The organism is Citrobacter sp. MGH110, assembly GCF_001037515.1.
Classification (GTDB): Bacteria; Pseudomonadota; Gammaproteobacteria; order Enterobacterales; family Enterobacteriaceae; genus Citrobacter; species Citrobacter portucalensis.
In genome coordinates this window covers 1,102,785-1,127,210 of the sequence record NZ_KQ089830.1, presented here as the reverse complement: position 1 = coordinate 1,127,210, position 24,426 = coordinate 1,102,785, and the positions used below count along the sequence as shown (strand labels likewise).

The 24,426-nt window shown below is 52.7% G+C and carries 19 protein-coding genes and 1 pseudogene; 6 read left to right on the top strand and 14 right to left on the bottom strand.

Features of this window, described 5'->3' with window-relative positions; translation table 11 throughout:
- Positions 1 to 5: 5 nt before the first annotated feature.
- Positions 6 to 536 (bottom strand): cytochrome b561, encoded by a 531-nt coding sequence (gene cybB, locus SK38_RS05375; protein WP_008784870.1) that lies wholly within the window; start codon positions 534 to 536, stop codon positions 6 to 8.
- A 189-nt stretch (positions 537 to 725) separates the two neighbouring features.
- Here cybB and gap point away from each other — a divergent pair, with 189 nt between their 5' ends.
- Positions 726 to 1,727 carry a type I glyceraldehyde-3-phosphate dehydrogenase gene (gene gap / locus SK38_RS05370; protein WP_048235308.1) on the top strand — a complete coding sequence of 334 codons (1,002 nt, stop codon included), beginning with the start codon at positions 726 to 728 and terminating at the stop codon, positions 1,725 to 1,727.
- A 126-nt stretch (positions 1,728 to 1,853) separates the two neighbouring features.
- Positions 1,854 to 2,780, top strand: a complete 927-nt coding sequence (locus SK38_RS05365) for an alpha/beta hydrolase (RefSeq protein ID WP_048235307.1) — start codon at positions 1,854 to 1,856, stop codon at positions 2,778 to 2,780.
- Between the two features lie 41 nt (positions 2,781 to 2,821).
- Here the strand turns inward: SK38_RS05365 and aldA are convergent, their stop codons facing one another.
- From aldA to SK38_RS24895, 3 genes and pseudogenes are all read right to left on the bottom strand, one after another.
- A complete protein-coding gene (gene aldA / locus SK38_RS05360) occupies positions 2,822 to 4,261 on the bottom strand; it encodes an aldehyde dehydrogenase (RefSeq protein ID WP_048235306.1) in 1,440 nt (479 codons plus the stop codon).
- A 199-nt stretch (positions 4,262 to 4,460) separates the two neighbouring features.
- Positions 4,461 to 5,252 (bottom strand): YdcF family protein, encoded by a 792-nt coding sequence (locus tag SK38_RS05355; RefSeq protein WP_008784874.1) that lies wholly within the window; start codon positions 5,250 to 5,252, stop codon positions 4,461 to 4,463.
- Between the two features lie 101 nt (positions 5,253 to 5,353).
- Positions 5,354 to 5,485: pseudogene (locus SK38_RS24895) on the bottom strand (ISAs1 family transposase); the annotation flags it as partial.
- Between SK38_RS24895 and SK38_RS05350 the strand changes: the two are divergent.
- A complete protein-coding gene (locus SK38_RS05350) occupies positions 5,484 to 5,711 on the top strand; it encodes a SymE family type I addiction module toxin (protein WP_020996383.1) in 228 nt (75 codons plus the stop codon). The pseudogene SK38_RS24895 and the gene SK38_RS05350 overlap by 2 nt on opposite strands.
- Positions 5,712 to 5,758: 47 nt before the next feature.
- On the opposite strand, the gene SK38_RS05345 is transcribed toward SK38_RS05350, so the two are convergent.
- The 5 genes from SK38_RS05345 to hrpA all read right to left on the bottom strand — a co-directional run bounded on the left by SK38_RS05345 (position 5,759) and on the right by hrpA (position 17,494).
- The gene (locus SK38_RS05345) at positions 5,759 to 6,208 is read right to left on the bottom strand and encodes a hypothetical protein (RefSeq protein WP_020996382.1); all 450 of its coding nucleotides are present in this window, start codon (positions 6,206 to 6,208) and stop codon (positions 5,759 to 5,761) included.
- On the bottom strand, positions 6,201 to 10,685 hold the full coding sequence (locus SK38_RS05340) for an RHS repeat-associated core domain-containing protein (RefSeq protein WP_008784876.1): 4,485 nt from the start codon (positions 10,683 to 10,685) through the stop codon (positions 6,201 to 6,203). The genes SK38_RS05345 and SK38_RS05340 overlap by 8 nt, the downstream gene beginning before the upstream one ends.
- A gap of 23 nt (positions 10,686 to 10,708) precedes the next feature.
- Positions 10,709 to 11,137, bottom strand: coding sequence for a DcrB-related protein (locus SK38_RS05335; protein WP_008784877.1), 429 nt, complete (start codon positions 11,135 to 11,137; stop codon positions 10,709 to 10,711).
- Entirely contained in the window at positions 11,134 to 13,116 is a 1,983-nt protein-coding gene (locus SK38_RS05330; protein ID WP_075553031.1) for a type VI secretion system Vgr family protein, read from the bottom strand. The genes SK38_RS05335 and SK38_RS05330 overlap by 4 nt, the downstream gene beginning before the upstream one ends.
- Before the next feature lie 475 nt (positions 13,117 to 13,591).
- Positions 13,592 to 17,494, bottom strand: coding sequence for an ATP-dependent RNA helicase HrpA (gene hrpA / locus SK38_RS05325; protein ID WP_048235305.1), 3,903 nt, complete (start codon positions 17,492 to 17,494; stop codon positions 13,592 to 13,594).
- 201 nt (positions 17,495 to 17,695) lie between these two features.
- Here hrpA and azoR point away from each other — a divergent pair, with 201 nt between their 5' ends.
- Complete coding sequence (gene azoR, locus SK38_RS05320) at positions 17,696 to 18,301, top strand: FMN-dependent NADH-azoreductase (RefSeq protein ID WP_048235304.1); 606 nt, start codon at positions 17,696 to 17,698, stop codon at positions 18,299 to 18,301.
- A gap of 42 nt (positions 18,302 to 18,343) precedes the next feature.
- On the opposite strand, the gene SK38_RS25320 is transcribed toward azoR, so the two are convergent.
- The 4 genes from SK38_RS25320 to SK38_RS05300 all read right to left on the bottom strand — a co-directional run bounded on the left by SK38_RS25320 (position 18,344) and on the right by SK38_RS05300 (position 21,821).
- Complete coding sequence (locus SK38_RS25320; protein ID WP_048235303.1) at positions 18,344 to 18,535, bottom strand: hypothetical protein; 192 nt, start codon at positions 18,533 to 18,535, stop codon at positions 18,344 to 18,346.
- Between the two features lie 124 nt (positions 18,536 to 18,659).
- A complete protein-coding gene (locus tag SK38_RS05310) occupies positions 18,660 to 18,986 on the bottom strand; it encodes a YdbL family probable chaperone protein (protein WP_048235302.1) in 327 nt (108 codons plus the stop codon).
- Positions 18,987 to 18,993: 7 nt separating this feature from the next.
- Positions 18,994 to 19,185 carry a YnbE family lipoprotein gene (locus SK38_RS05305; RefSeq protein ID WP_008784882.1) on the bottom strand — a complete coding sequence of 64 codons (192 nt, stop codon included), beginning with the start codon at positions 19,183 to 19,185 and terminating at the stop codon, positions 18,994 to 18,996.
- Positions 19,182 to 21,821 carry a YdbH family protein gene (locus SK38_RS05300; protein ID WP_048235301.1) on the bottom strand — a complete coding sequence of 880 codons (2,640 nt, stop codon included), beginning with the start codon at positions 21,819 to 21,821 and terminating at the stop codon, positions 19,182 to 19,184. Before SK38_RS05300 ends, SK38_RS05305 begins: the two co-directional genes overlap by 4 nt.
- 616 nt (positions 21,822 to 22,437) lie before the next feature.
- Between SK38_RS05300 and SK38_RS05295 the strand changes: the two genes are divergently transcribed.
- Together SK38_RS05295 and hslJ are read left to right on the top strand one after the other, a co-directional pair.
- Positions 22,438 to 23,427, top strand: a complete 990-nt coding sequence (locus tag SK38_RS05295) for a 2-hydroxyacid dehydrogenase (RefSeq protein WP_048235300.1) — start codon at positions 22,438 to 22,440, stop codon at positions 23,425 to 23,427.
- 112 nt (positions 23,428 to 23,539) lie between these two features.
- Positions 23,540 to 23,956, top strand: a complete 417-nt coding sequence (hslJ, locus tag SK38_RS05290; RefSeq protein ID WP_048235299.1) for a heat shock protein HslJ — start codon at positions 23,540 to 23,542, stop codon at positions 23,954 to 23,956.
- 13 nt (positions 23,957 to 23,969) lie between these two features.
- On the opposite strand, the gene SK38_RS23655 is transcribed toward hslJ, so the two are convergent.
- On the bottom strand, positions 23,970 to 24,236 hold the full coding sequence (locus SK38_RS23655; RefSeq protein ID WP_003833199.1) for a putative hemolysin: 267 nt from the start codon (positions 24,234 to 24,236) through the stop codon (positions 23,970 to 23,972).
- Positions 24,237 to 24,426: the final 190 nt, after the last annotated feature.

The window sequence follows — 24,426 nt, the reverse complement described above, 5'->3', positions numbered from 1 at the left end:
TTACCTCAGGAGCGTTTACGCGGCATCATGCGCAACAGCGTATTATCCTTCCAGAAATAGTGATGCATCAGGGCGGCAACGGCATGCAAACCAATAACAAAATAACCCAGGTTTGCCAGCGTCACGTGCCAGGACTTCAGCATATCCACTAAATCAAAGTTAGCCTCTGCCGCATGCGGCATAACGATGCCGAATGCAATCCACGGATTACCCCGGTTGTACATCATCACCAGCCCAATAATAGGCAGCACAATAAACAACAGATAGATAACCAGATGCCCCAGATGCGCCATGCCAGTCATCATTGGCTTTGGTTTTGGCACAATCGGCGGTGCCGGATATTTCAGCCTGACCAGCAGACGCGCCACCATCAGCGTTAATATCGTGATACCACAGGATACGTGCACCATGTTGAATAAGGGACGATAGCTGCGCGGGAAAAATCCGCGAAACTCCATGGCGCTATAGGCCACAATAACTAACAAAAAGACCAGCCAGTGAATACCGATTTGCAGGCCAGAATACTTATTCCCCATAACACTTCCTGAATAAAAACAATAATGCGTCAACATAACGGGCTTTTGTTAAAAATTCATTAACTTTTGTTCACCCATTTTCAGTCGCTTACGCTTAACAGCAAGAACCGCTATTGCCGAGGATGCCTGTCTGGACTAAGCCTGGTAAGGAAAATATGTCGTACCGCCTCATCCTGACAGGAGAAAACCATGAGTAAAATTGGCATTAACGGTTTTGGTCGTATCGGTCGTCTGGTATTGCGTCGGCTACTGGAAGTCAAAAGCAACGTGGAGGTTGTGGCCATTAATGACCTCACCTCGCCCAAAATTCTCGCCTATCTGTTAAAGCACGATTCAAACTACGGCCCGTTTCCCTGGAGCATCGACTTTACCGAAGACGCGCTGATTGTCGACGGTAAAAAAATCGCAGTCTACGCAGAAAAAGAGGCCAAAAATATCCCGTGGAAAACCACTGGCACTGAGATAATCATCGAATGCACCGGTTTTTATACCTCGACAGAAAAAGCCAACGCACACCTGAATGCAGGGGCCAAAAAAGTGCTGATATCCGCCCCGGCTGGCGACATGAAGACCATTGTCTTTAACGTCAACGACGACACAATGGATGCGAACGATCGGATTATCTCGGTCGCATCGTGCACCACCAACTGCCTGGCACCGATGGCGAAAGCGCTGCACGATAGCTTCGGTATTCAGCTTGGCACTATGACCACCATCCACGCCTACACGGGAACGCAGTCGCTGGTTGATGGTCCACGCGGGAAAGATCTGCGCGCCTCACGGGCAGCAGCAGAGAACATCATTCCCCATACCACTGGTGCCGCCAAGGCCATTGGTCTGGTTATTCCGGCGTTGAGCGGAAAATTAAAAGGCCATGCCCAGCGTGTTCCGGTGAAAACAGGATCTGTCACGGAACTGGTATCGATATTGGGGAAAAAAGTCACTGCTGAAGAGGTCAACAACGCGCTGAAAAAAGCCACGCAAAATAATGAGTCGTTTGGTTATACCGACGAGGAAATCGTCTCGTCAGATGTCATTGGCTCGCATTTCGGTTCGGTATTTGATGCAACACAAACCGAGATTACCGAAGTGGGCGATCTGCAACTGGTAAAAACCGTCGCCTGGTACGATAACGAATACGGTTTTGTCACCCAGCTTATTCGTACGCTGGATAAATTTATCAAGCTCTAATGTTCTGGCGGAGGCCTGCCTCCGCCCTCTTTCATTTCCCGCGAATTCAATACGTTGTGAGTCTCTCCCCGTTTTCAATTCACTGACTGTGCTATAGCTAACCTTTGCCACTGAGGGAGCATAGTAATGGAAGCACTGAGTCGTGAAACGTTAGAAAACATGATGGAGCAAGCCGTTGCCCACGCAACCACCGTCTCATTCTGGCCGCAGAGTGAAGCCCCCGGAGCAAAAAACAGCGATGCGGTCTTTACGCCAGAACACCGACATACAGGAACATCTCAGTATGATCGTGCGGTCACCGGTATTCGTGCCCCGGAAATTACCGTTTATGCCCCCGAAAAACCTAACGGCGTAGGGATCCTTGTTACACCGGGAGGTTCTTACCGTCGCGTGGTGATGGATAAAGAAGGCAGCGTACTGGCACCATTCTTTAACGCCCGCGGTTATACCCTGTTTGTGATGACCTACCGCATGCCGGGTGATGGCCATGAGGAAGGTGCAAACGCGCCGCTGGCCGATGCCCAGCGCGCCATGCGCTACATTCGCGCCAACGCCCATGAATGGAAAATTAACCCTGATCGTATCGGTGTGTTGGGCTTCTCTTCCGGTGGTCACGTAGCCGCCAGTCTGGGAACCCGGTTTGCCGAACCGGTTTATACACCGATTGATAGCATAGACGAGCAACCAACGCGTCCTGCGTTCATGGCGTTGGTCTACCCGGTGATTACTCTGCGTGAAGACATCGGCCACCCGGGCTCTCGTCTTGAGCTGGTTGGCGCTACGCCCGAAAAGGAAGATCTGCGCCACTATTCTCTGGAAGAGCGAGTGGATAACACGACACCGCCGACATTCCTGCTACACGCCATCGACGATCCGGCGGTGAAAGTAGAAAACAGCCTGGTTTTCTTTAATTCGCTACGTGGGCTGGGCGTTCCGGTCGAAATGCATCTGTTTGAACGCGGTAAGCACGGATTTGGTATTCGCGATGCGCAAGGGTTACCGCTGGCCATCTGGCCGGAAATGATGATGAACTGGATCGCCACCAAAGTGTGAGAATTGCGCCGGGTGGCGTACAGGCTCACCCGGCGAAAAACTTAAGACTGCAAATACACTACCTGTGTTTGCAGGTATTCATTCAGACCGTGTTTACCATCTGCCCCGCCAATCCCGGACTTGCGCCAGCCAGCGTGGAAGCCCTGCATCGCCTCGAAGTTTTCGCGATTAATATAGGTTTCGCCAAACTTCAGCCCCTTAATCGCCTTCATTGCCGTATTCAGATTCTGCGTATAGATCGATGAGGTCAGTCCGTAGTCACTGTCATTGGCCATCGTCAACGCCTGTTCCAGCGTATCAAATGACACCACCGGCAGCACCGGACCAAACGTCTCCTCGTGCATAATCGCCATATCCTGGCGCACGTCTAACAGTAATGTCGGCGGATAGTAATAACCTTTACCGGCAACGGCTTTACCACCCAGCACCACACGGGCGCCTTCCTGAACCGCTCGCTCGACTTTTTGCTCTACACGCGCCAGCGCAGCGGCATTAATCAGCGGCCCCATCGCAATGTCATTGCGTTCGGCCGGATTGCCAAACTGCACGGCTTTCATCGCCTCACCCAGACGATTAACGAACTGGTCATAGATACCTTTCTGAACGTATACACGCTCGGCACAGTTGCATACCTGTCCGGTATTGATCACCCGCGAGTCAACAATAGCCTTCACCGCCAGCTCAAGGTCAGCATCGTCCATCACGATAGCCGGGGCCTTGCCACCCAACTCCAGACAAACTTTGGTGATGTTTTTGGCCGCTGCGGCCATAATTTTCTCACCCGCACCGACGCTACCGGTCATGCTCACCATGGCGACCTTCGGGTTTCCGGCCAGCTCCTGCCCGACCGTTTCACCGCGTCCCAGCACCAGGTTAAAGACCCCGCGCGGTAAACCAATGTCATCAACAATTTTGGCAAAGGCGATGGCGTTATTCGGTGTGAATTCACTCGGCTTAACGACGATGGTATTTCCCGTCAGCAAGGCGGGAGCCAGTTTGCGGGCAATCAGGAAAAACGGGAAGTTCCACGGCAGAATGCCCGTCGTCACGCCCAGTGCACGCTTAAACAGCAGGATATTCTCACCCGGACGATCGCTTTGCAGGATCTCGCCTTCATAGCGACGCGCCCACTCCGCCATGTAATCGATATAGTCGGCGGTAAACGCGACTTCAACGTCAGCCAGTTGTTGAATTTTTCCACCTTCCGCCACAATCAACGCGCTGATTTCATCGGCTCGCTGGCGGATACCTGCAGAAATTTTGCGTAACCAGTTTGCCCGTTCAATGGCAGGCAACGCTTCCCATTGCGGCTGAGCGCGATCCGCGGCATCGATCGCTTTACGCGCATCTTCGGCACGCCCATCGGGAATACGCGAGATAACCTCTTCCGTGGCCGGATTGACGACATCAATCCAGGCGTCATCGTGCCAGGTCACAAACTGCCCATCGATATACATAGGATGTTGTACGGGTACTGACATGCGGCTCTCCTGTGACTGATTTGTTTTTAACAAGTAAAACTATTGTTAATTAATATCAATCATGCATGACGCATTATCGCTGGAGTGGCGGTTCTGTGAACTGCTTCATAAAAGCGTCTGGAAAAGTAAGAATAAAGAGAAAAACCAAGTAGGATTTCTGCCCGTTTACCGTAAAACGCCGACAAACGGGCAGCAAGAATTACAGAGAACGGCTCTCCAGTAAGTCGGTCAGCGCGGTATCATTTTTTAGCTGCAGCCAGGCTTGCTCGACGTCCTGGGGTATATCAACATGTACGATAAAATCGTGTCCACAGGGCCCGTAGCCGGTTGCATCATCACGCAGACGCGGAAGTTCACCGGTAATGAGAGAAAGATAGCGTTCTACCGGCCACAGACCTTCTGCGGCGGGCACAAAATCCACGCCGTTGTGCTGTTGGGCCAGTTCAGGGATGAAACCAGGGAAACTCAACCAGCGCGGCGCATGCGGTTCATCGCGGGTGACGCGCTGAAACGTGGCCATTGTGCGGCGTTGCATCGTGGGATCCTGCACCACAATGACGGTATGAATACTTTCTGCCGCCTGATTCAGTAATGCACAGCTAAACCGGGCATTCTCACCGCAGTTTGTCGACTGATCTTCCACCCAAATTTTCTCACCCGGAATTTGCCAGAACTGGTGAGCAATATCGGCAAGGATCGCCGCTTCCGCGCGTCCGGTAGTACGAATGATGCTATAACGCGGATGCTGGGCAATCGCATCATACAGAAAGCGCGTGGAATGACCGATACCACCGCTAATCAGCAAGGGAACCTGTTGCTCTTTCGCGATCCGACAGGCGGCGTCGATGGTAGGAATAACCGCGTTTCCTGCCAGAATCACGCAATCTGACTGAACGGTGATATTCCCCGTAAAATCATTCTGCGCCAGCCATCGCCCTACGGTATTGATAGCCGCAAGGGTGGTTGCGGAAAGTGTCGGAAACTGACTCATATTGATGACTCCTGGTGTTTATTCGTCGCAGAATACGGCACTCTATCACAATGGCCAGGTGAGAGCGCTGAAAGACGAAAAGGGAGCCAAGTAGGGCAAGATTACGAAACCCCGCGCCCCGCAAGGACTGACGCGAGGTACTCTCTGTCCATCGTCGCTCTTCTCAGCCCTGCTTTGAATTCCTTATTTTCTGTCAAAATATTTACCGCAATATGTCTTATACCAGAAAATATGACCACATATTACTCACAGCATCCCAGCCTGCACCTCAAGGGCGACTGGCTGAAAGAGGCAGGATTTGAGACCGGACGCGGCGTGACGGTGAAAATTTCAGACGGATGTATTGTGCTGATGGCGGATAATAACGAGGTGCAGGAGTTGCGCGAGCAGCTTTATCAGGCTAAACAGGTGGTTAGGGGAATTAAGAACGGGATGTTTAGTGTGCTGAACGAGGGCTAAATAATAAAAAAGCCGGGAAGATTTAATATCTCCCGGCTCTGATGAAATCACCCATTTTTTCTTGCGTAAAAGAAATTTTCCTCATAAGAGTAAATAATTTTATCTCTATTTGGAATTAAAATAATACACGTTTCATCGCTAGGATAGAAAAAATCATCCCATGCTTTTATAAGGACATCTGATGGAATAATAGCACAATCGTTTCTCCCCCAGAAGAAGAATAATATTGATACATCATTTAATTTATCAGAGAAAAATATTGCTGACTCCTTCACTTCATCGAAGTCCAATTCTCTTTTTTCTAAGAGGGACATAAATGAGTAATCAATATCCATTAACTTTTTAAACGGAAAAAATAAATCCCAGAGATTTTCAGATTCAACCTCACCAAGAAAAACTACCTTCCTTTTATCTTCTGAAGTGAGCCTACAATCCTCAGAGTTCAGACGCCAGGCCATCGGATAGAGAGCCTCATCAAAAATGATATCATTAATCATAAAAGATATGTCCTTTTCCGCTGCCTGGAGCCTTTTTACCCGCACTATAATCAGACCATTTCACATGTGGTAAATTATTTTCTGGTGCATTTGCTGTATGCGATTCATTAGGATGATGCTCATATCCGGCCTTGTTTCGATAATTCTTTGACCCTGTATATTGACCATACTCTGGTATTTTTGGATTAGCATCTTTCAATAATTTTTCTGCGGCATTTCTATCAGCAACCCTAAAATTAGGTTTGCCACTGCCATTATTCCTCATCGTATCAACAGCCAGTTTCCATTCTTTAGTGCCGGGTTTTATTACAGGCAGATTTGAAGCATCACCGACTTCATTACCAGTAAGTCCACATTTTAATAATCCAAGCGGATCGATCCAGCTCAGCGGATTAGGCGCGTAACTATAGAGATTTATCCCCCCCGCCAGCCCTATCGGGTCCGGCGTAATAAACCGTCCCATATCCGGCGCATAATACCTGAATGTATTATAATGAAGTCCCGTTTCCCTGTCCAGATACTGACCCGCGAACCGCAGGTTTTCTTCCGGCGCACCACCCCATATCTTCCGCCACCTGCCTCCCTCTTCATCCGCGTATTCCGACCGCGTCTCTCCCCACGTCTCCACATCCTGACGCCAGTGCAGTTTCCCGTCCTCATCCGTCAGCGCCTGCGGCATACCGTTATGGCTGCAGCGGTAGTAGTCCACACGCTGTTTGTCTCCGGTGCCGTAAACCCTCGCCAGCGGCGTGTAACTCCCCGCCCCTTCATACACGTACACCAGCGACTGTCCGTTGCGGGTCTCCGCCAGTAGCCGGAACCCTTCCCACACAAAGGTTGTCACCTCCTGCGCCCCGGTGACACGCCCGTCATCCGGCGCAGATACCGTCACCTCGCTGCGCTTTTCTGTTCGCCTTCCAAACGGGTCGTAGGTAAAAATCACCCGGTGTCGCGTATTTCCGGCCCCGGTTGCGTCCGGTGTGTCCAGTACCGCTTCCGTCATCCGGTGTTCACTGTCATAACCGTAGCGCCACATCCCTCCCGGGCCCGGTTTCTGCACCATCCGGCCGTAAACATCATACCTGCACGCACCATTACCGCACTGCGTCTGCCGGTTATGTGTCAGCGACTGCCCTGCCTGCGGGGCAGTCAGCAGGTTACCTGCCGCATCGTACGTATGATGCGTCACCCCACGAAAACTGGTGTCGTGGCGACAGACGCGGTCACCGTCATCATAATGGTAGCCCTGATAGCGGTAGTCGCTGATTTGCGTTTCACTCAGCAGGTTGTGACGGCTGTCGTACTGCCAGTGCCACGCCTCCACCGGCCGCATCCCGTTCTCTTTGCGGTAGATATCCCGGCGCGCCTGCCGCCCCAGGCGGTCATAACGCGTGCGTGTCGTCAGGCCGCCCTGCGTTCGACTGATTTCCCGGTGCAGGTTGTCACGGGTAAATTCCGTAATCAGCCGCTCATCCAGACTGATACTCAGCGCATGACCGCTGCCGTAATACAGCGTCTTCAGGCTGCGGCCATCCGGTAGCTGAACGGATGTCCGGTTACCCAGTTCATCCAGGCTGTAGCTCACCCGGCCAGAGTCGTTCTCCTCCGCCGTCAGCCGGCCGAGCCGGTCATGCTCCAGCAGCACGCGCTGTGCAGGACTCTCTGCTCCCGGCGGATAAAACAGCGCCGCCTGCAGAGTCCCTCCCGTCGTGTACCGGTAGACCGTGTGCCCGTCCGGCGTTTGCTTATCGGTCACTTCCCCGGCTGCGTTATACTGCCAGCGGTGCGTCAGCGCATCCGGCGTGCCGGCCGCCCAGGTTTTACTGACCACCCGGTCACAGACATCGTATTCGTAGCGGGTGATAATACCATCCAGACCCCGCTCTTCCGTCAGATGCCCATTTATGCCGTGGATAAACCGGTACAGCTCACCACTTTCGTTATACAAACGCGTCAGCCGGTTGCGCGCGTCATATTCACGCCGCACGGTATGGCCCAGCGGGTCAGTCACCACGCTCACCCGACCACAGGCATCATACTGCCAGCGCACCGGATTATTGTGTCCCACCCGGTAGCTTTCCGGCAGCCCCTGTGCCGTCCAGGACAGGCTGGCCGTCCAGTCCTCGGCACCGGAAACCGTTTTTAGCCTGCCTGCCGGGCTGTAAACATAGCGGGTACTCTCCCCGGCCGCATCCACCTCTTCGGCCAGCCGGTAAGCCGCATCGTACCGGTACTGCGTTGTTTTCCCGGAACAGTCCTGAACGCTGATAAGCTGCCCACGCTCATTACAGCTAAAGCGTTGTACGCCGCCCTTTTCATCTGTGAATTCGACGACCTGGCCCCATTCATCACGACGGTAATAGCAGCACAGCCCGAGTGCATTGATTTCTGCACGCAGACCAAAGTTCGCATCATAAAAATACTGGTGTACGCTTCCCTCCGGCCCGCTGACCTGAACAGGCAGCGCCCGGTCTTCAAGCCAGCGTGTACAGACGGCCCGGCCCAGCGGGTCGGTCTCCAGAATCATGTTTCCCGCATTATCATAGTGATATGCTCTGCTGGCACCCAACGGGTCGACGGTACGCGAAAGCTGCCCGTCCTCGTTCCAATCATAGCCCCATACCTGCCCGGATTCATCGGTGTACTTCTCCACCAGATAGCGATGATCCCATTCATGCCGGTGCGTTTCGCCACCGCCATGGGTGACGGTGGTCACGCCCTGTGTCAGGTCATAACCAATCGTGGCGCTGTCGCCTCCACTGGACTCATAGGCCACCACCCGCCAGCCGTCGCTGAACTTTTTCCACTGATAGCGGTGACGGGCCCCGCCGGGCATCCGGTGCCCTGCCATCAGGGCGTCCGGGGTGTAATCAAATTCACGCAGGCAGACATCATCCGCATCGGTCACACGGCACAGTTCCCCCTGCGGGGTGTAGTCGTAGGACATCAGTAGCCGATGAACCGGCTCGCCACCGGGGGGGGCCGGGGTGAGCATGTGCTCAGTGATCCGGGTCGGACGCTGCGGGGAGTGTAAGTCCTGATAATGCAGCACCACCCGCAGGCTTTCCTGGGTATCGGTAATCGCCTGCAGGCGATCCTGTTCGTCATAATGGAGCCGCAAGCCATTGCCATAATTATCCGACAGCAGGTGCAGGCGCAGCTGCGAGGGCGCTAGCGGGTGCGGAAGATAGAGCCGCCAGGTGGCGCCGTCCAGATCACCAATCACCACCATGCCCTGTTCGCTCTGCGCAAATAACAGTCCTTCATCGGGACTGAACCCTGCCTCACCCGGCGGGGGACAGACAAAACGGAGTTCACGCCCCCCTTCATCATGGAAGCAGGTGTATTCCTCCTCCCTGACCACGCGGGTTTCAAATGCGGTGCGCCAGCCGCGACCAAAGAGCCCTTCATGCGGGTTACAGCTGTTGTAGATGCGCTGCCAGATGAGAGGGAAACGGGCCGGGAGCTCAAAATCACAGTCCTCTTCCCCGCTCAGAACCTTCGCGCCCGTCGCGGCATGTACCGGATTCCACAGTGCCCGCACAGATTCGCCAATCTTACTGGCAAGCATTGCCGCCGCCATCCCCATTATCATGCAGGGAAGCTGTTTCAGTAGCTTAGTGGGGCGGCACGTCAGGACGGAAAGCGCGAGCAGCGCGGTTTCCACGCCGGGTGATTTGCCGCTATGAATAGGGCGAACCACAACCGGTTTACCCCCGATGATGACGTTGGGAGAGACCACCGTGGAAACGGTGCCGCCGCAGGTTGTCCGGTCTCCGGTGCGGACGGCAGGCAGACCATTGATACTGACCTGAGAGGAGCCTTCGGCCATAAACTGTATCGGGTTCGGTGGGTGTTTTTCGCATAGCACCACATCATGCTCAGCTTCCACCACCCCGCCTGACGGCCCGGCCACGACAGGGTTAATCAACTCACCCAGCAGTTCGCTGCCATAGCTGAACAGTGCAGACACCCCGTTCAGCACTTTCATCCCTGTGGACATCCGGGCGTCCTCTTCTTCCCGCCGCGTCTTCTCTTCCGCCTCCATTTTTTCCCGCGTGGCATTTTCGGCGGCGGTCATCAGACGCCCCGCAGCTCTGGCGGCAGGCAGACCATTGGTCTGCACATTTAAAGAGCCTGTCGCAATTTTCCCCTGCGGTGACGGGGGGGAGATAAAGTTTGCCGCTCCCTGAGCAATATCGCCGACAACTTCAGCGGCCCCCGATAACGAAACGGTCAGCCCTCCGACAATGCCCGCGGCGGTACAGGTTGTTGCGGCGACTGACGCTGCCGCAACCGTCGCAGCTGACACGCCTGCAGCAGTTGCCGCCGCGGCGGCAAGAGGGGCTGCAGCAGCAACCACGACGACCCCAACAGCAACGCAAATAGCCGCTTCAAAAGCTCCCTCCAGTATATCGGCCAGAATACTGGTATGAATGATGTCGTCGCCCAGACGGGCGGCGTTCGGATTGCTCATGGCAAAACGTCCTCTGTCTGATCTCAGTCCCTGTCCAGCGTATTTTTAACCTGCAGCCAGAACCGTTCGTCCTCTTCGCTAAAGGTATTCAGTGCGGTGCAGGTCAGCATCAGCAGCCGCCGTTCTGGCATCAGTACGGCCAGCTGGCGCTGGCAACAAAAATAAGGTTCACGAAGATATGTAGCCGTCGTTTCCCGGGCGGGACAGTCAGGCAATAAAGGCAACGTTAATGTGACGGGTGGCGTCTGTTGATAGTTATCGATCTGTGCAGCCACCTGTGCCCACTGGAATACCAGTTCGTCATCAAACGACCTGTCCCCGGCAATAACTGCGCGGGTGATCACCAGTGAGGTGTGGGTGCGGGTATTGCGGATAACCTGCATCGTGCAGTCAAGCCAGTCTTCCCCGGTCAGCGCCAGATGTCCTTCATTCATGCGGTAAATGGCGTTCATTTTCCGCCCCCTGCCTCTTCGGGGAATAATCCCTGTATAATGCTGGTTAAGTCTTTTTTATGGCTGTCACCGACAACACCAATAGCCGGGGCAGGCTCTTCCGGATTCAGGCCCAGCATAGCTGTGCCTGTCGTAATGAGACTGTTACCCTCAGCCACGATGTTAAACGCCTTGCCCTTAAGGTTAATCACGCCCCCGGCATGTAACTCCAGTGCACTCTCCCCACATTCCAGCCGGATCATGGAACCTGATCCGATGACTACGTTTCCCGCGCTTTGCATTATCCTGTCGCCGCCGTTAAAACAGGTCACATCGGTTTTGACATTCACTTCCTGAAACTGCCTAATATTGAGCAGCTGGTACCCATCAATTTTGACATCTTCGTTGGCGGTCACGACTTTCAGCCGGTTATTGCCCACTACCAGACTCTGGTTACGAATGATCGCCGTACCCTGATCGTTGAGTACCGTCGTCTTCATGTCCTTCTGCGCATGCATAGACAACAGTTCCTGACCTGTTTTATCCTCGAACATCAGCTCGTTATACCCGCTACCTTTATAGGTTTTCGAGCGGATGGTCATCTGCGTCTTCGTCCCCGGCAGCCCCCCCGGCGGCGGGTTATCCGCATGGTACGTCCGTCCCATGATTATCGGCTGGTCAGGGTCCCCGTTCAGGAAGTCCACTATCACCTCCTGGCCCACCCGCGGTATCGCCAGGTTGCCGAAACCCGGCCCCGCCCATGCCTGTACCACCCGTATCCAGCACGAGCTGTCCTGGTTCGCCGGGTTATACCGGTCCCAGTTAAACTTCACCCGCACCCGGCCATGTTCGTCACAGAAGATTTCCTCCCCCTCCGGGCCGGTAACAGTGGCTGACTGCGGGCCGTCCACTGACGGCTTTTCCATTGGCCGGGGCCGCCACGTCCTGTCCGCCGGTATCACCGTAAAATCATTCTCAAGAGTGGTCCCTGAACCGGAACGCCCCGCCACCGCCTGCGGCTGTTTCCCATGCAAATCGCTGCTCACCACCTGCCATTCCCGGTTCAGGCCCGCCTGCGGATGTTCCGTCAGCTGAATACGCCGCCCCGGCCATATTGCCGGAGAACGACTTTTTCCCTGCGCCTCTTCGGCATTATTGCGCCAGCCCTCCACCTGCCAGCGGGCGAAGTTCTGCCCGTGGCCGTCCTTGAAGCGCCCCGGATAATCAAACACTTCATACTGTGTACGCTGATAATCCTGGTTCTGCCCCTGCTGCTCAAAGCGGCCCGCCCAGCCAGGACGTTTGAAGGTGTAGTCCTTGCCAATGACAGAAGAGGGGCGTATCTGTGCGCTGTGGCGGAACTGGCTGATGCACGGCGTGCTCACTTCGGTCCGGGTATTCGGGTTCCACGGGATGTCAAACGCCTCCGGCAGAAAGCGCACCGTGTCACACAGCACCAGACTCTGGTCGTCGCTGTCAGGCGAGTGCTCTTCGTAGAAGAACAGTCCTTCCTCCGCCGCCATCCGCGCCAGAAAGTCATAATCCGTTTCACCGTACTGCACGCAGAATTCCCGCGCCGGATGCGCCTCACTGAACAGCGGACTCCAGTCCGTCACCCCGTTTTCCTGCAATATCGTCCCCAGAATGCTTTTAATGTCCTCATTCTGAAAAATACGGGAGTTCTGCCGCAGGGCGGCACGCCACACCGGTGGCCGGACAATCATGCTGTACAGCATCTGATGTCCATCGTTTTCCCCCTGCTCAAACCAGGTCACAATACCGTTCACCCGGCGCTGTATCTCCGTGCCCTGCCAGATTTTAAGATGGGCTGTTTTTTCCAGAACCTGAGAGAAATCAATGCTGAGAAGCTGCTGGCTGACCAGCGAAATATTGAGGGTGAACAACGAGGAAAGGGACTGCTCCAGGTGAAAGGACGCCACGGCCAGCGCATCCGGTGGCAGGCCGTCCACCTCCAGTGTGAAACGTAATCCTGTTGACATAAAAAAACTCCTGGGATAAAGCAGTAAACACACTCATATCGAAAGCTATTGTGAGTGATTTTTATTTACTATTTCGAGTATTAACCTTTTTATATGCAATCCGAATAAATTCATCATGAGAATATTTAAAAAACAACTTAATGAATTATTAAAAAACATATAAATTACGTTACATAATGACGTTGAGTATAATTATAAAAAATAATCTTTTCATTCACTAAATAAATGAAATCATTGCAATACAGACTTTTAAAAATCGGATTCACAGAACAAAAGGAAACAATATTAAGTATATGAATAAATGCCATCTATATATACAATGCTACCGCCACACCATGATTATCTATCTGCACCCTGGCAGCATACTCTTATTATATTTTATTCAACATACTTCGTATTATTTTCAGAATTCATAAATAAACCCGGCGCTTATGCTAACCGGGTTTATTAAAGAGCAAGAAAATGTATAACGTAGTCAGCCGCTAATCTGCTCCATCGCCTGCAGAATACGTTTATCGGAGATCGGATACGGCGTACCAAGCTGCTGGGCAAAATAGCTGACGCGCAGCTCTTCTATCATCCAGCGGATCTCTTTGACATCGGCATCTTGACGGCGCGCGGGAGGCAGTTTATTGAACCACTGCTGCCAGGCCTGGTGCACACTGTCCACTTTCAGCATCTGTGCACGGTCACGGTGCGGATCGATAGCCAGTTTTTCCAGACGTTTTTCAATAGCCTGCAAATAACGCAACGTATCGCCCAGACGTTTGAAACCATTGCCGGTAACAAACCCGCGATACACCAGTCCGCCCATTTGCGATTTGATATCCGCAAGACCCAGCGCCATGGTCATATCCACGCGCCCTTTCAGACGTTTGTTGATATTAAACACTGCGGTCAGGATCTGTTCGACCTGCTTCGCAATCTCCACCACCGTATCGTTCAGTTCAGCCCGCACTTTCTCATGCAGCGCGGTAAAGCCTTCTTCAGTCCACACCGGGCCACCGTTGGCGTCAATTAACTGATCCACACCGCAGGAGATACAGTCGTCAATCAAATCCAGAACTTTACCGTATGGGTTAAAGTACAGCCCCAGCTTGGCTTTATTGGGCAGCTTCTCGTGCAAATATTTGATTGGCGAAGGAATATTCAGCAGCAACAGGCGGCGTAAACCGCACCACATCGCCTGCTGTTGTTCCAACGGATTATCAAACAGTTTGATGGCAACGCTGTCACGCTCATCGACCAGCGCCGGCCACGCTTTCACCTTATAGTTACCGCGTTTTTGTTCGTAACTTTCCGGAAGTTGACCGAAGCTCCAGATGTGCAACCCGCTCTGTTCGATGCCGTCATCGGCCACCGCAGACAATGTTTCCTGAACTTTACCCTTCAGCGCATCCTTCAAATCTTGCAGCGAACGCCCTTCCTGTAGCTTCTTATTTTTATCATCCACCACCCGGAAGGTGATTTTTAGGTGATCGGGCACCTGATCCCAGTGCCAGTCTTCACGGTCAACGGTAACGCCGGTCATGCGGCGCAGTTCACGCTCCAGCGAGTCCAGCAGCGGCAGTTCCAGCGGTGTGACGCGGCCTAAAAACGCTTCCGCATAGTTCGGCGCGGGCACAAAGTTGCGTCGTACCGGTTTTGGTAACGACTTAATCAGGGCAATCACCAGTTCGCGGCGCAGCCCCGGGATTTGCCATTCAAAACCGTTCTCTTCGATCTGATTAAGCAGCGGGAGTGGAATATGTACGGTCACACCGTCCGCATCGGCTCCAGGTTCGAACTGGTAGCTCAGGCGCAGCTTAAGGTTACCCTGATGCCAGAAGTTCGGATAATCCAGCTTACTGATTTTCTCCGCACCCTCTTTGATGAGCATGCTCTTTTCAAAGTTGAGCAGATCCGGTGTTTCACGGCTGACCTTTTTCCACCAGCTATCAAAGTGACGCGCAGAAACCACGTCATGGCTGATGCGTTGGTCGTAAAACTCAAACAGCGTCTCATCATCGACCAGAATGTCGCGACGGCGTGATTTGTGCTCTAACTCTTCCACTTCAGCCCGTAACTTCAGATTGTCACGGAAAAACGCATGGCGCGTTTGCCAGTCACCTTCCACCAGCGCATGACGAATGAACAGTTCACGCGACAACGCGGGATCGATCTGGCTGTAATTTACCTTACGGGCCGCAACAATCGGTAAGCCGTAGACAGTGACTTTTTCTGTCGCCATCACAGCACCCTGCGCGCGTTCCCAGTGCGGTTCGCTGTATGAACGTTTGAGCAGATGCTGCGCAACTGGTTCCACCCACTCGGGATCGATACGTGCGGCAATACGTCCCCACAGGCGACTGGTTTCCACCAGCTCTGCCACCATCGTCCACTTCGGCGGTTTTTTGAATAAACCTGACCCCGGGAAGATCGAGAAGCGAGCGTTACGCGCCCCGGTAAACTCCTGTTTATCGGTATCTTTCATCCCGATGTGCGACAGTAAACCGGTCAGCAACGCGACGTGGATCTCCCGATATTCAGCAGGTTCGCTGTTGACCGGAATACCCAACTCTTTCACCACCTGGCGCAGTTGCGTGTAGATATCCTGCCACTCACGCACGCGCAGGTAGTTCAGAAAATCAAGTTTGCACTGGCGACGGAACTGGTTTGACGACAGCGCTTTTTGCTGCTCGCCGAGATAGTTCCACAGGTTCACAAATGCAAGAAAATCAGACTCTTTGTCGTGGAAACGGCGATGCTTCTCATCGGATGCCTGCTGCTTGTCCATTGGACGCTCGCGCGGATCCTGAATGGACAGTGCCGAGGTGATGATCATCGCTTCGCGCACACAACCATGTTTTTGCGCTTCCAGCACCATTCGCGCCAGCCGTGGGTCTACCGGAAGTTGCGACAGCTGACGGCCCAACGGCGTTAACTTGTATGCAGTTGCCTGTTCGTCGGTGGTTATCGCCCCCAGCTCTTCGAGCAGGCGTACACCGTCCTGAATATTGCGCTTATCCGGCGCTTCAACAAACGGGAACGCCGCGATATCGCCCAGCCCCAACGCGGTCATCTGCAAAATAACGGATGCCAGGTTGGTACGCAGGATCTCCGGGTCGGTAAACTCCGGGCGCGACAGGAAATCGTCTTCGGAATACAGACGAATACAGATCCCTTCCGAAACACGACCGCAGCGACCTTTACGCTGGTTAGCAGAGGCCTGCGACACCGGTTCAATCGGCAAGCGCTGAACTTTGGTGCGGTAACTGTAACGGCTGATACGCGCGGTGCCCGGGTCAATTACGTATTTGATTCCCGGAACGGTCAGCGACGTTTCCGCCACGTTGGTCGCCAGCACGATACGGCGACCGCTGTGCGACTGGAACACGCGGTTCTGTTCGCTGTTTGAAAGACGCGCATACAGCGGTAGCACTTCGGTATGGCGCAAATCCAGCTTATTCAGCGCATCGGCGGTATCGCGAATTTCACGTTCGCCGCTCATGAAGATCAGAATGTCGCCAGGCCCTTCACGCCCCAGTTCATCTACGGCATCAAAAATTGCCTGCAGCTGGTCACGCTCAGTGTCATCTGCATCTTCAACAATTGGACGATAGCGCACTTCCACCGGATACGTTCGGCCGGAGACTTCGATAATCGGCGCGTTATTGAAATGCTTTGAAAAACGTTCAGGATCGATGGTCGCCGAAGTGATGATAATTTTTAGATCCGGGCGACGCGGTAGAAGTTCTTTCAGATAGCCGAGTAGAAAATCGATATTCAGACTGCGTTCATGCGCTTCATCGATGATGATGGTGTCGTACTGCATTAGCAGCCGATCCTGTTGGATTTCTGCCAGCAGGATACCGTCCGTCATCAGCTTGACCATGGTGTTATCACTGACATGATCGCTGAAACGTACCTTATAACCGATACAGCCGCCCGGCTCGGTCTGCAGCTCTTCCGCAATACGGTTCGCCACGGTGCGCGCCGCCAGACGACGCGGCTGGGTATGGCCTATCAGCCCTTTTACCCCGCGCCCCAGTTCCATACATATTTTGGGTAACTGGGTGGTTTTCCCCGAACCGGTCTCACCGGCGACAATCACCACCTGATGGTCGCGAATAGCCTCCAGAATATCCTGTTTTTTCTGGCTGACGGGCAGGTTTTCCGGGTAGCTAATTTCCGGACGCGCCGCTTCACGCAGCACAACTTTACCGGCTGCCAGCTCAATCTCTTTCGCCATCTCCTGGTAAATGGCCTGTTGTGCATCAGGATTTTTAACCTTCTTCACACCGTGCAGGCGGCGGGCAAAACGCTGTCTGTCACGCAGCATCAGTGAGTCCAGCTGTTGCTGCAACATGTTGAAGGTTAATTTTTGTTGTTCTGTCATAGCGTTAAAAGGCAGTGCTCTGCCGGGTTAAATCTCTTTTAGATGATGGGTATAGAGTACCACATCGGCGCTTTTCATGTGTTGTTCAATAATTTCGAACATAGGATTCGATATATTGCGCTATCACTGCGACAGGATTGTGAATAAAGTGTCAACAAGCAACGGGGCACTACCCCTTCAAACACATAAAAGGAAACACCCATGAGCAAGGTATTAGTTCTTAAATCCAGTATTCTGGCAGGGTACTCTCAGTCTGGTCAGTTGTCTGATTATTTTGTTGAACAGTGGCGTGAAAAGCACTCTGCTGATGAAATCACTGTCCGTGACCTGGCTGCAAATCCTGTACCGGTACTGGATGGCGAACTGGTGAGTGCGATGCGCCCGAGCGATACACCGCTGACGCCGCGTCAGCAAGAAGCGCTGGCGCTGTCCGATGAGCTGATTGCTGAGCTGAAAGCGCATGATGTGATTGTTATCGCCGCGCCGATGTACAACTTCAACATCCCAACGCAGCTGAAAAACTACTTTGACCTGATTGCCCGTGCAGGTGTGACTTTCCGTTATACCGAGAAAGGCCCGGAAGGTCTGGTGACAGGTAAACGCGCGGTGGTGCTGACCAGCCGTGGTGGTATTCATAAAGACACACCAACCGACCTGATCACGCCGTACCTGAACGTATTCCTGGGCTTTATCGGCATTACCGACGTGAATGTCGTCTTTGCTGAAGGTATTGCTTACGGTCCGGAAGTGGCATCTAAAGCACAGTCCGATGCGAAAGCTGCTATCGACAGCGTGGTTGCTGCCTGATAATTCCCCCTCTCACCAGCCGGTGGGAGGGTTTCTCGGTACTTACTTCTTTGTCTGCACATGTATCTGCTTGCCGTGAATGCGATTAATATCACGCCAGATAGGTGCATAATCCCTGCACTTCGCCAGATTTTCTTCCCAGCAATGAGCTAAAAATTGTTCCGGTTCCGCGACATCCCGGCTTAACAGCTTGAATACCCAACGATTCCAGACATACCACTTGAAAAGCCACATGATTTCACCCTACGACGCGACCGGTGTTGGACTATACCAGCATCCATTTTATGCCGTGTGGCAACTATTGCGATGTCGAGGAATAATCCAGCGTCGTGTCCCTCTGGCAGTGTGAAAAAGCGATTTACTCTTTTCTCAACCACTTACCATTTATACCCTGCACATACTCTCCCGGTTTAGCGCGAGCAACCAGCTTTTGCCCGGCCATTTTCGCCACTTCATCTGGCGGAATATTATTGCTCTCAGCCAGTTGCTGATAGCTGGCGTGGCGCGCTTTATTAATCTCACTCACCAGCGTCTGCGTTTCGGCATCGGTTTTCAATGCAACCAGATAGCCATTGAGCGTTTCCCCTACTCGCCCCTGAGTTCTGGCTTCATTCAGGGTCAATGCCCACGCATTGCTGCAGAGTAAACTCAGGACGACCAGCGCCACTGCAAACTGTTTTCTCATCATGACCTCAGAACAAATCGCTGCGCGATTTCAATAAGCTTTCGACGTCTTTATCAACTTTGATATGGATCTCATGCTCGATTTTGACGTTCATATTAATGGTGATGGGCTCTTTTGGCGCAGCCACTTCGATTCTGGGAGTACATCCTACCAGCAGAGATGAAGTCAGCAGACCCAGCATGGCAGCTATCGTTTTCATTGTTGTTCCTCACATTCCTTGCCTTCCGGGCAATGGGTTTCCGGCAGCGCTGCATTTTGTTCAAGCCATGCCTGTAAATTGTCGCCAAAACGCAAACTGCGCCATAGCGTAAAGACGTTTTCCTCGTGGGTATAATTCAAATTAACCGTACCTACTTTGCCATCTACCCGACTATTGCCAGTCACGGTTGACTGCATGGTTAAGACACCGAGGTTATCCAGATTTATTTTCGTCCACGAATGGCTTATTTCCATATAACGCAGCCAGTTAATGGCCGCCCCCGCCGCCATGTTATCTTTGACGACCGCATCCGCTGTGTCCTTATCAATACGCAACGTCATCGGCCCTGGATTAGTCAACCAGCCGTCTTTAATGATCCATTTTTCGTTATCCAGCCATAATGGCAACGCGCCACTGACCGGGCCAGACATGGCGAACTGTTTGGGGTTAACTGCACTGATAAGCTCGCTGGAAGAGATATTCTGCACCCGCAATAAGGCCGGGTCGTGCTGCGGCATCCGCAGTTGCTGCATGATGATTTTGCCACCCAGCAGGTCGGCACTGACATCGCTCAACAGTAACGGGTTGTTTTCACTCCAGGGGTACGCCCCCTGCAGATCGGCGGCGATATTCTTCACCGTCACCTGATTCACCACTTCCGCAATACGCAGTGAGATAGGTCCACGCGTACCCAGTTGCCATGCGCCTTCACTGAACCGGAAAGGCAATACAAAATCGACACCGTTGATTTGGTTATCGGGCATCCAGGCGCTACCGCCTTTTAACACCCCATGACCGCCTGCTTCAAAGCCCTGCTCCGGGGCTGCCGAAAACGCGACCTGCGCATACAGATCACCTTCACGTAGCTTCATTTTCCAGTCAGGTGGAACCAGAGGTTGGAATACGGTGAGCGATTGTTTTGGCCACCATGCCTGTCCGCGCAGGCGGATACCGTCCCAACGACCATTCAGTTGTACGGGCCCAATCGCCCCTGCGTGAAGCTGGCCTTTGAACTGGAAAATTGTCGGATCGCTACCTTCCACGCTGAACTTCAGCGTCGATGGTGGTAACACGCTTCCCCCGGTGAAGGTGGTGTTCCCTGCGTCCAGCGACAGCGCGCCGCTAAATGTCGGTTTGGTTGCATCCCGTACCCAAACTATCGGTTCGTCCATCACCAGACGCGGATTTTCCACCTTCATCGTGCCGTATTGCAGATGATCAAATCCGGTAGAAAGATCAAATAGCTTCAGGGTGTTATCATGCCATTCTCCCTTACCCGCTACGTCCCAACGGGCATGCATCGGCGTAAAGCTGCCTTCCCCCCAATATCGCCACTGCCAACGACCGGCATCAGGAAGAAAATCATTTGCCAGGCCATCCAGATGCAGTTCAAAGCCCCCCATCTGGTTTTCATGCGCACGTAAAATAGCCTGCAGACGCCCATCCACACCACGTTGCGTGACTTTTACGCCTGCCAGCGGCCAGCGAATCTCGTCAATATCCAGCGAATCAATCACCCGCCCACGTGAGCGCAGCAGCGCTCCTGGCTCAAAAGCCAATTGTGGATCGTTCAGACTTCCGCTAAGTCTGGCGGGCAATTTCGCGTAGAAGATCAGATCGCCCTGTTTCGCTTCACCGATCAACTGTAGCGGCATCTCGCTACTATCCATGCCAAGCTTACCCGGCCCCAGCGTTAATACGGCATTTCCTTTACCGGCGTCGCCATGCGTCAGAACGTTCAGACGCCCGCTCACCACCGCGTTTTCCAGTCCGGCCTGCCAGTTTTCAATTTTTATGCCCAACCGCCCGCTTAAGGGGAATCCCTGATAAGGCCAGTTCCAGCGTCCGTCGCTGATGGTCAGGTGCTGGCGTGTTATTTCCCACGGAAGGTCAAGCAGCGGATCGGCATTATCACGCGCCATGACGATCAGTTGTCCGCTGTTTTCTTGCCACTCCAGTTCGGCGTCCACAAGCGTAGGCTCTTGCGGCAGACTTAACGTCGCAACCGCATGACCGCTTACCGGTAGTCCATCGGGCACCAGTGGCATAGTAAATTCACCGACCAGTTTTACCGGCGGCTGGCCTTCAAATGCCGCAACATCCAGCTCCGTTACCGTGAGGTTTTGCCCGTGCAAACGCCCCTGAAATTTAACTTTTTCACCCTGGTAACGCAGCTGTTGAGTAGAAGGAGTGAGCGAGAGTGACAGTTTTCCCTGCCATTCCTGCCATGGAGAAAGAATAAGTTTGTCGATGTTAATCCAGGTATTGGGCAGCATTGACTGCCATTCAGCCAGCGTTTTAGGCGCTGCTGGCGACGGCTCTGCCTGCGGCAATTTGGCCAGGCAAGCTGAATCCAACTCAATGGTCCCGACATTCAGCGCCCAGCGGCTGGGGTGAGACAGATCCGCCTGAGTGATGCGTGCTAGCGGGCAATCTTCAACCAGATAGCGGAGTTCAGGTATATGCAACCCATGCCGTGTCAGCCGCGGGCTCTCATCCAGCGCGATGCGTGTTCCAACGGGTAACCAGATACCCACCAACGTAGGCACCCACAGGCCAAGCGTCATCACTAGCGTCAGCGGCACGAGAATCAATAATAAGAGGAGTGCCAGAACGGCTTTATATTTACCCTTCATGGGTAGTTAATATCCTGATTTAGCAAAAATTTAAGCCGGTTTAGGCCTGTATTGTGGCATGTTTAACTGGATATGCCCACATTAAGGATAGATAACCGATTTATAGGCACGCTGTTACACGTGCCGTCGGGGATATTAAGATTCAGACTCAATGAGGCCTCAGTTGTCCATCGCTATGTTTAGGTCCGATACGACCTGCTTCTATCAGAATTTCCTCAATGAGTTCTTCGAGGCACTCCCTACCATGATGATCGCAGACCAGATGTACCTGCCGGGAAATCTCATCAGGTTTCATACCATCGCATAATGCCGCCTTGAGCATTAGGGTGGCCCATCGTTTTGCTTCAGAGTGAGTCAGCATAACCCCTCCCGATAATTGCTACCTGTATAAGCGTAGCTGTCCGGATGTGATTCGGCTGGCTTTTTACCTGCCGCGATATTCGGGTGTTGAGTTGGATAGAAAAATATCCAGTTGTTGAAATTGTGTAACCTGCCCACACTAACAACAGATACGCTGAAATTATTCATTACGCCTATGACTATCAATAACTTTTTAGATTTTGTAAAATAATTTGAATTGGATTAATGTGACGTCAAAATCACTGGAGAAAGTCTTATGAAACTCGCCATCTATAGTACAAAACAGTACGACAAGAAGTATCTGCAGCAGGTTAACGAGGCTTTTGGTTTTGAACTTGAATTCTTTGACTTTCTGTTGACGAAAAAAACAGCGAAAACCGCCCATGGCTGTGAAGCTGTGTGCATTTTCGTCAACGACGATGGCAGCCGCCCCGTTCTGGAAGAACTGAAAAAGCATGGCGTGAAATACATTGCGCTGCGTTGTGCCGGGTTCAATAACGTCGATCTCGACGCAGCAAAAGAGCTGGGTCTGCAGGTGGTGCGTGTTCCAGCTTATTCACCAGAGGCCGTCGCTGAGCATGCGATTGGCATGATGATGACGCTGAATCGCCGAATTCACCGCGCCTACCAGCGTACCCGTGATGCCAATTTCTCTCTTGAGGGGCTGACCGGTTTTACTATGTATGGCAAAACCGCTGGGGTGATCGGTACCGGTAAAATCGGTATTGCTGCACTGCGGATCCTGAAAGGTTTTGGTATGCGTCTGCTGGCGTTCGATCCTTACCCGAGCGCTGCTGCGCTGGAGCTAGGCGTTGAATATGTCGATCTTAAAACGCTGTTTGCCGAGTCAGATGTCATCTCTCTGCACTGCCCGTTAACACCGGAGAATTATCATCTGCTCAATCACGAAGCCTTTGAACAGATGAAAAACGGCGTGATGGTCATTAACACCAGTCGTGGTGCATTGATCGACTCACAAGCCGCTATCGATGCGCTGAAAAACCAGAAAATTGGTTCTCTGGGTATGGACGTGTATGAGAACGAACGCGATCTGTTCTTTGAAGATAAATCTAATGACGTCATTCAGGATGATGTATTCCGTCGTCTCTCAGCCTGTCATAACGTGTTGTTCACCGGACATCAGGCATTCCTGACAGCTGAGGCGTTGACCAGTATTTCTGAGACTACGCTACAGAATCTGGCCCAAATCTCCAAAGGCGAGACCTGTCCAAACGCCCTCTTCTAATTCCTGTGCTCCCCTGGCGTCAGGGGAGCATTTTCAGACAATCACCGATGATAAAACAGTCAGTATCATTATTATATTGAATGTATTCCCGTCACAAACGTAGAGAAATTAAATGAAGAACGTTGTCACGTTGATTGCGCTCAGCCTGCTGATGGCGGGTTGTGTGAGCAATGGAAAAGTTTCCGTCAATCGCGAACAGTTGCAGCATCACCGCTTCGTTTTGCAAAGCGTGAATGGTAAAGCCGTCACCGCCACCAACCCACCTGAGTTAAGTTTTGGCGAAAACATGACGGTATCAGGAAAGATGTGTAATCAATTCCACGGTCAGGGCAAGCTGTCCGACGGTGAGTTGAAGGTAAAAGATATGGCGATGACACGTATGATGTGCGCCGATCCACAGCTTAACGCGCTCGACGGGATCGTCAGCGAAATGTTTAAGCAAGGCGCACAGGTCGATCTGACTGCTGACCAGTTAACGCTGGCGACAGCAGAACAAACGCTGACGTATAAACTCGCGGATTTAATGTAGGAAACGTGGTGGCTTAATAGCTCCCACAACTTCCGGCGGCAAGCGACTGCTCACTACAGCGTTTGCCGTTGGGTAGCGCACACATCCCGATAGCAGAACCATCCAGTTGACGAGCAACAGAGAGCGAACCGCCAATCATGGCGCAATTAGCTTCTCCTGAACTGGACATTGCTGCCTTCATGCCCGGTGCGACATGCGCGGCGGTTGCCTGCTGAACAGGTTCGCTGCTACAAGCCGATAATAATAACGCGGCACATCCTACCCAAAACGCTGCGCGCATCTTACTCCCCTCTGAATATTAACCAAACGACACAGCCATAAATAATAGGCAGCGGAAACACCGCCGTCGAGAGGCAAAATACGCATTTATGCGTACTGTTTACATTTTCTGGCAATTTTTTGCCTGCTCCTTTGATCAAACCATTCATTCTGTTTATTCCAGGGACACAAAAGCGAAAATCTGTCTTTAG

Bases quoted from the DNA above. Each gene is read 5' to 3' on its own strand.
- SK38_RS05310 (WP_048235302.1), bottom strand. From the start codon at position 18,986: ATGAGAAAACAGTTTGCAGTGGCGCTGGTCGTCCTGAGTTTACTCTGC.
- SK38_RS05300 (WP_048235301.1), bottom strand. From the start codon at position 21,821: ATGAAGGGTAAATATAAAGCCGTTCTGGCACTCCTCTTATTATTGATT.
- hslJ (WP_048235299.1), top strand. From the start codon at position 23,540: ATGAAGAACGTTGTCACGTTGATTGCGCTCAGCCTGCTGATGGCGGGT.
- SK38_RS05350 (WP_020996383.1), top strand. From the start codon at position 5,484: ATGACCACATATTACTCACAGCATCCCAGCCTGCACCTCAAGGGCGAC.
- hrpA (WP_048235305.1), bottom strand. From the start codon at position 17,494: ATGACAGAACAACAAAAATTAACCTTCAACATGTTGCAGCAACAGCTG.
- SK38_RS05330 (WP_075553031.1), bottom strand. From the start codon at position 13,116: ATGTCAACAGGATTACGTTTCACACTGGAGGTGGACGGCCTGCCACCG.
- aldA (WP_048235306.1), bottom strand. From the start codon at position 4,261: ATGTCAGTACCCGTACAACATCCTATGTATATCGATGGGCAGTTTGTG.
- cybB (WP_008784870.1), bottom strand. From the start codon at position 536: ATGGGGAATAAGTATTCTGGCCTGCAAATCGGTATTCACTGGCTGGTC.
- azoR (WP_048235304.1), top strand. From the start codon at position 17,696: ATGAGCAAGGTATTAGTTCTTAAATCCAGTATTCTGGCAGGGTACTCT.
- SK38_RS05295 (WP_048235300.1), top strand. From the start codon at position 22,438: ATGAAACTCGCCATCTATAGTACAAAACAGTACGACAAGAAGTATCTG.
- SK38_RS05305 (WP_008784882.1), bottom strand. From the start codon at position 19,185: ATGAAAACGATAGCTGCCATGCTGGGTCTGCTGACTTCATCTCTGCTG.
- SK38_RS05345 (WP_020996382.1), bottom strand. From the start codon at position 6,208: ATGATTAATGATATCATTTTTGATGAGGCTCTCTATCCGATGGCCTGG.
- gap (WP_048235308.1), top strand. From the start codon at position 726: ATGAGTAAAATTGGCATTAACGGTTTTGGTCGTATCGGTCGTCTGGTA.
- SK38_RS05365 (WP_048235307.1), top strand. From the start codon at position 1,854: ATGGAAGCACTGAGTCGTGAAACGTTAGAAAACATGATGGAGCAAGCC.
- SK38_RS25320 (WP_048235303.1), bottom strand. From the start codon at position 18,535: ATGTGGCTTTTCAAGTGGTATGTCTGGAATCGTTGGGTATTCAAGCTG.
- SK38_RS05355 (WP_008784874.1), bottom strand. From the start codon at position 5,252: ATGAGTCAGTTTCCGACACTTTCCGCAACCACCCTTGCGGCTATCAAT.
- SK38_RS05335 (WP_008784877.1), bottom strand. From the start codon at position 11,137: ATGAACGCCATTTACCGCATGAATGAAGGACATCTGGCGCTGACCGGG.
- SK38_RS05340 (WP_008784876.1), bottom strand. From the start codon at position 10,685: ATGAGCAATCCGAACGCCGCCCGTCTGGGCGACGACATCATTCATACC.
- SK38_RS23655 (WP_003833199.1), bottom strand. From the start codon at position 24,236: ATGCGCGCAGCGTTTTGGGTAGGATGTGCCGCGTTATTATTATCGGCT.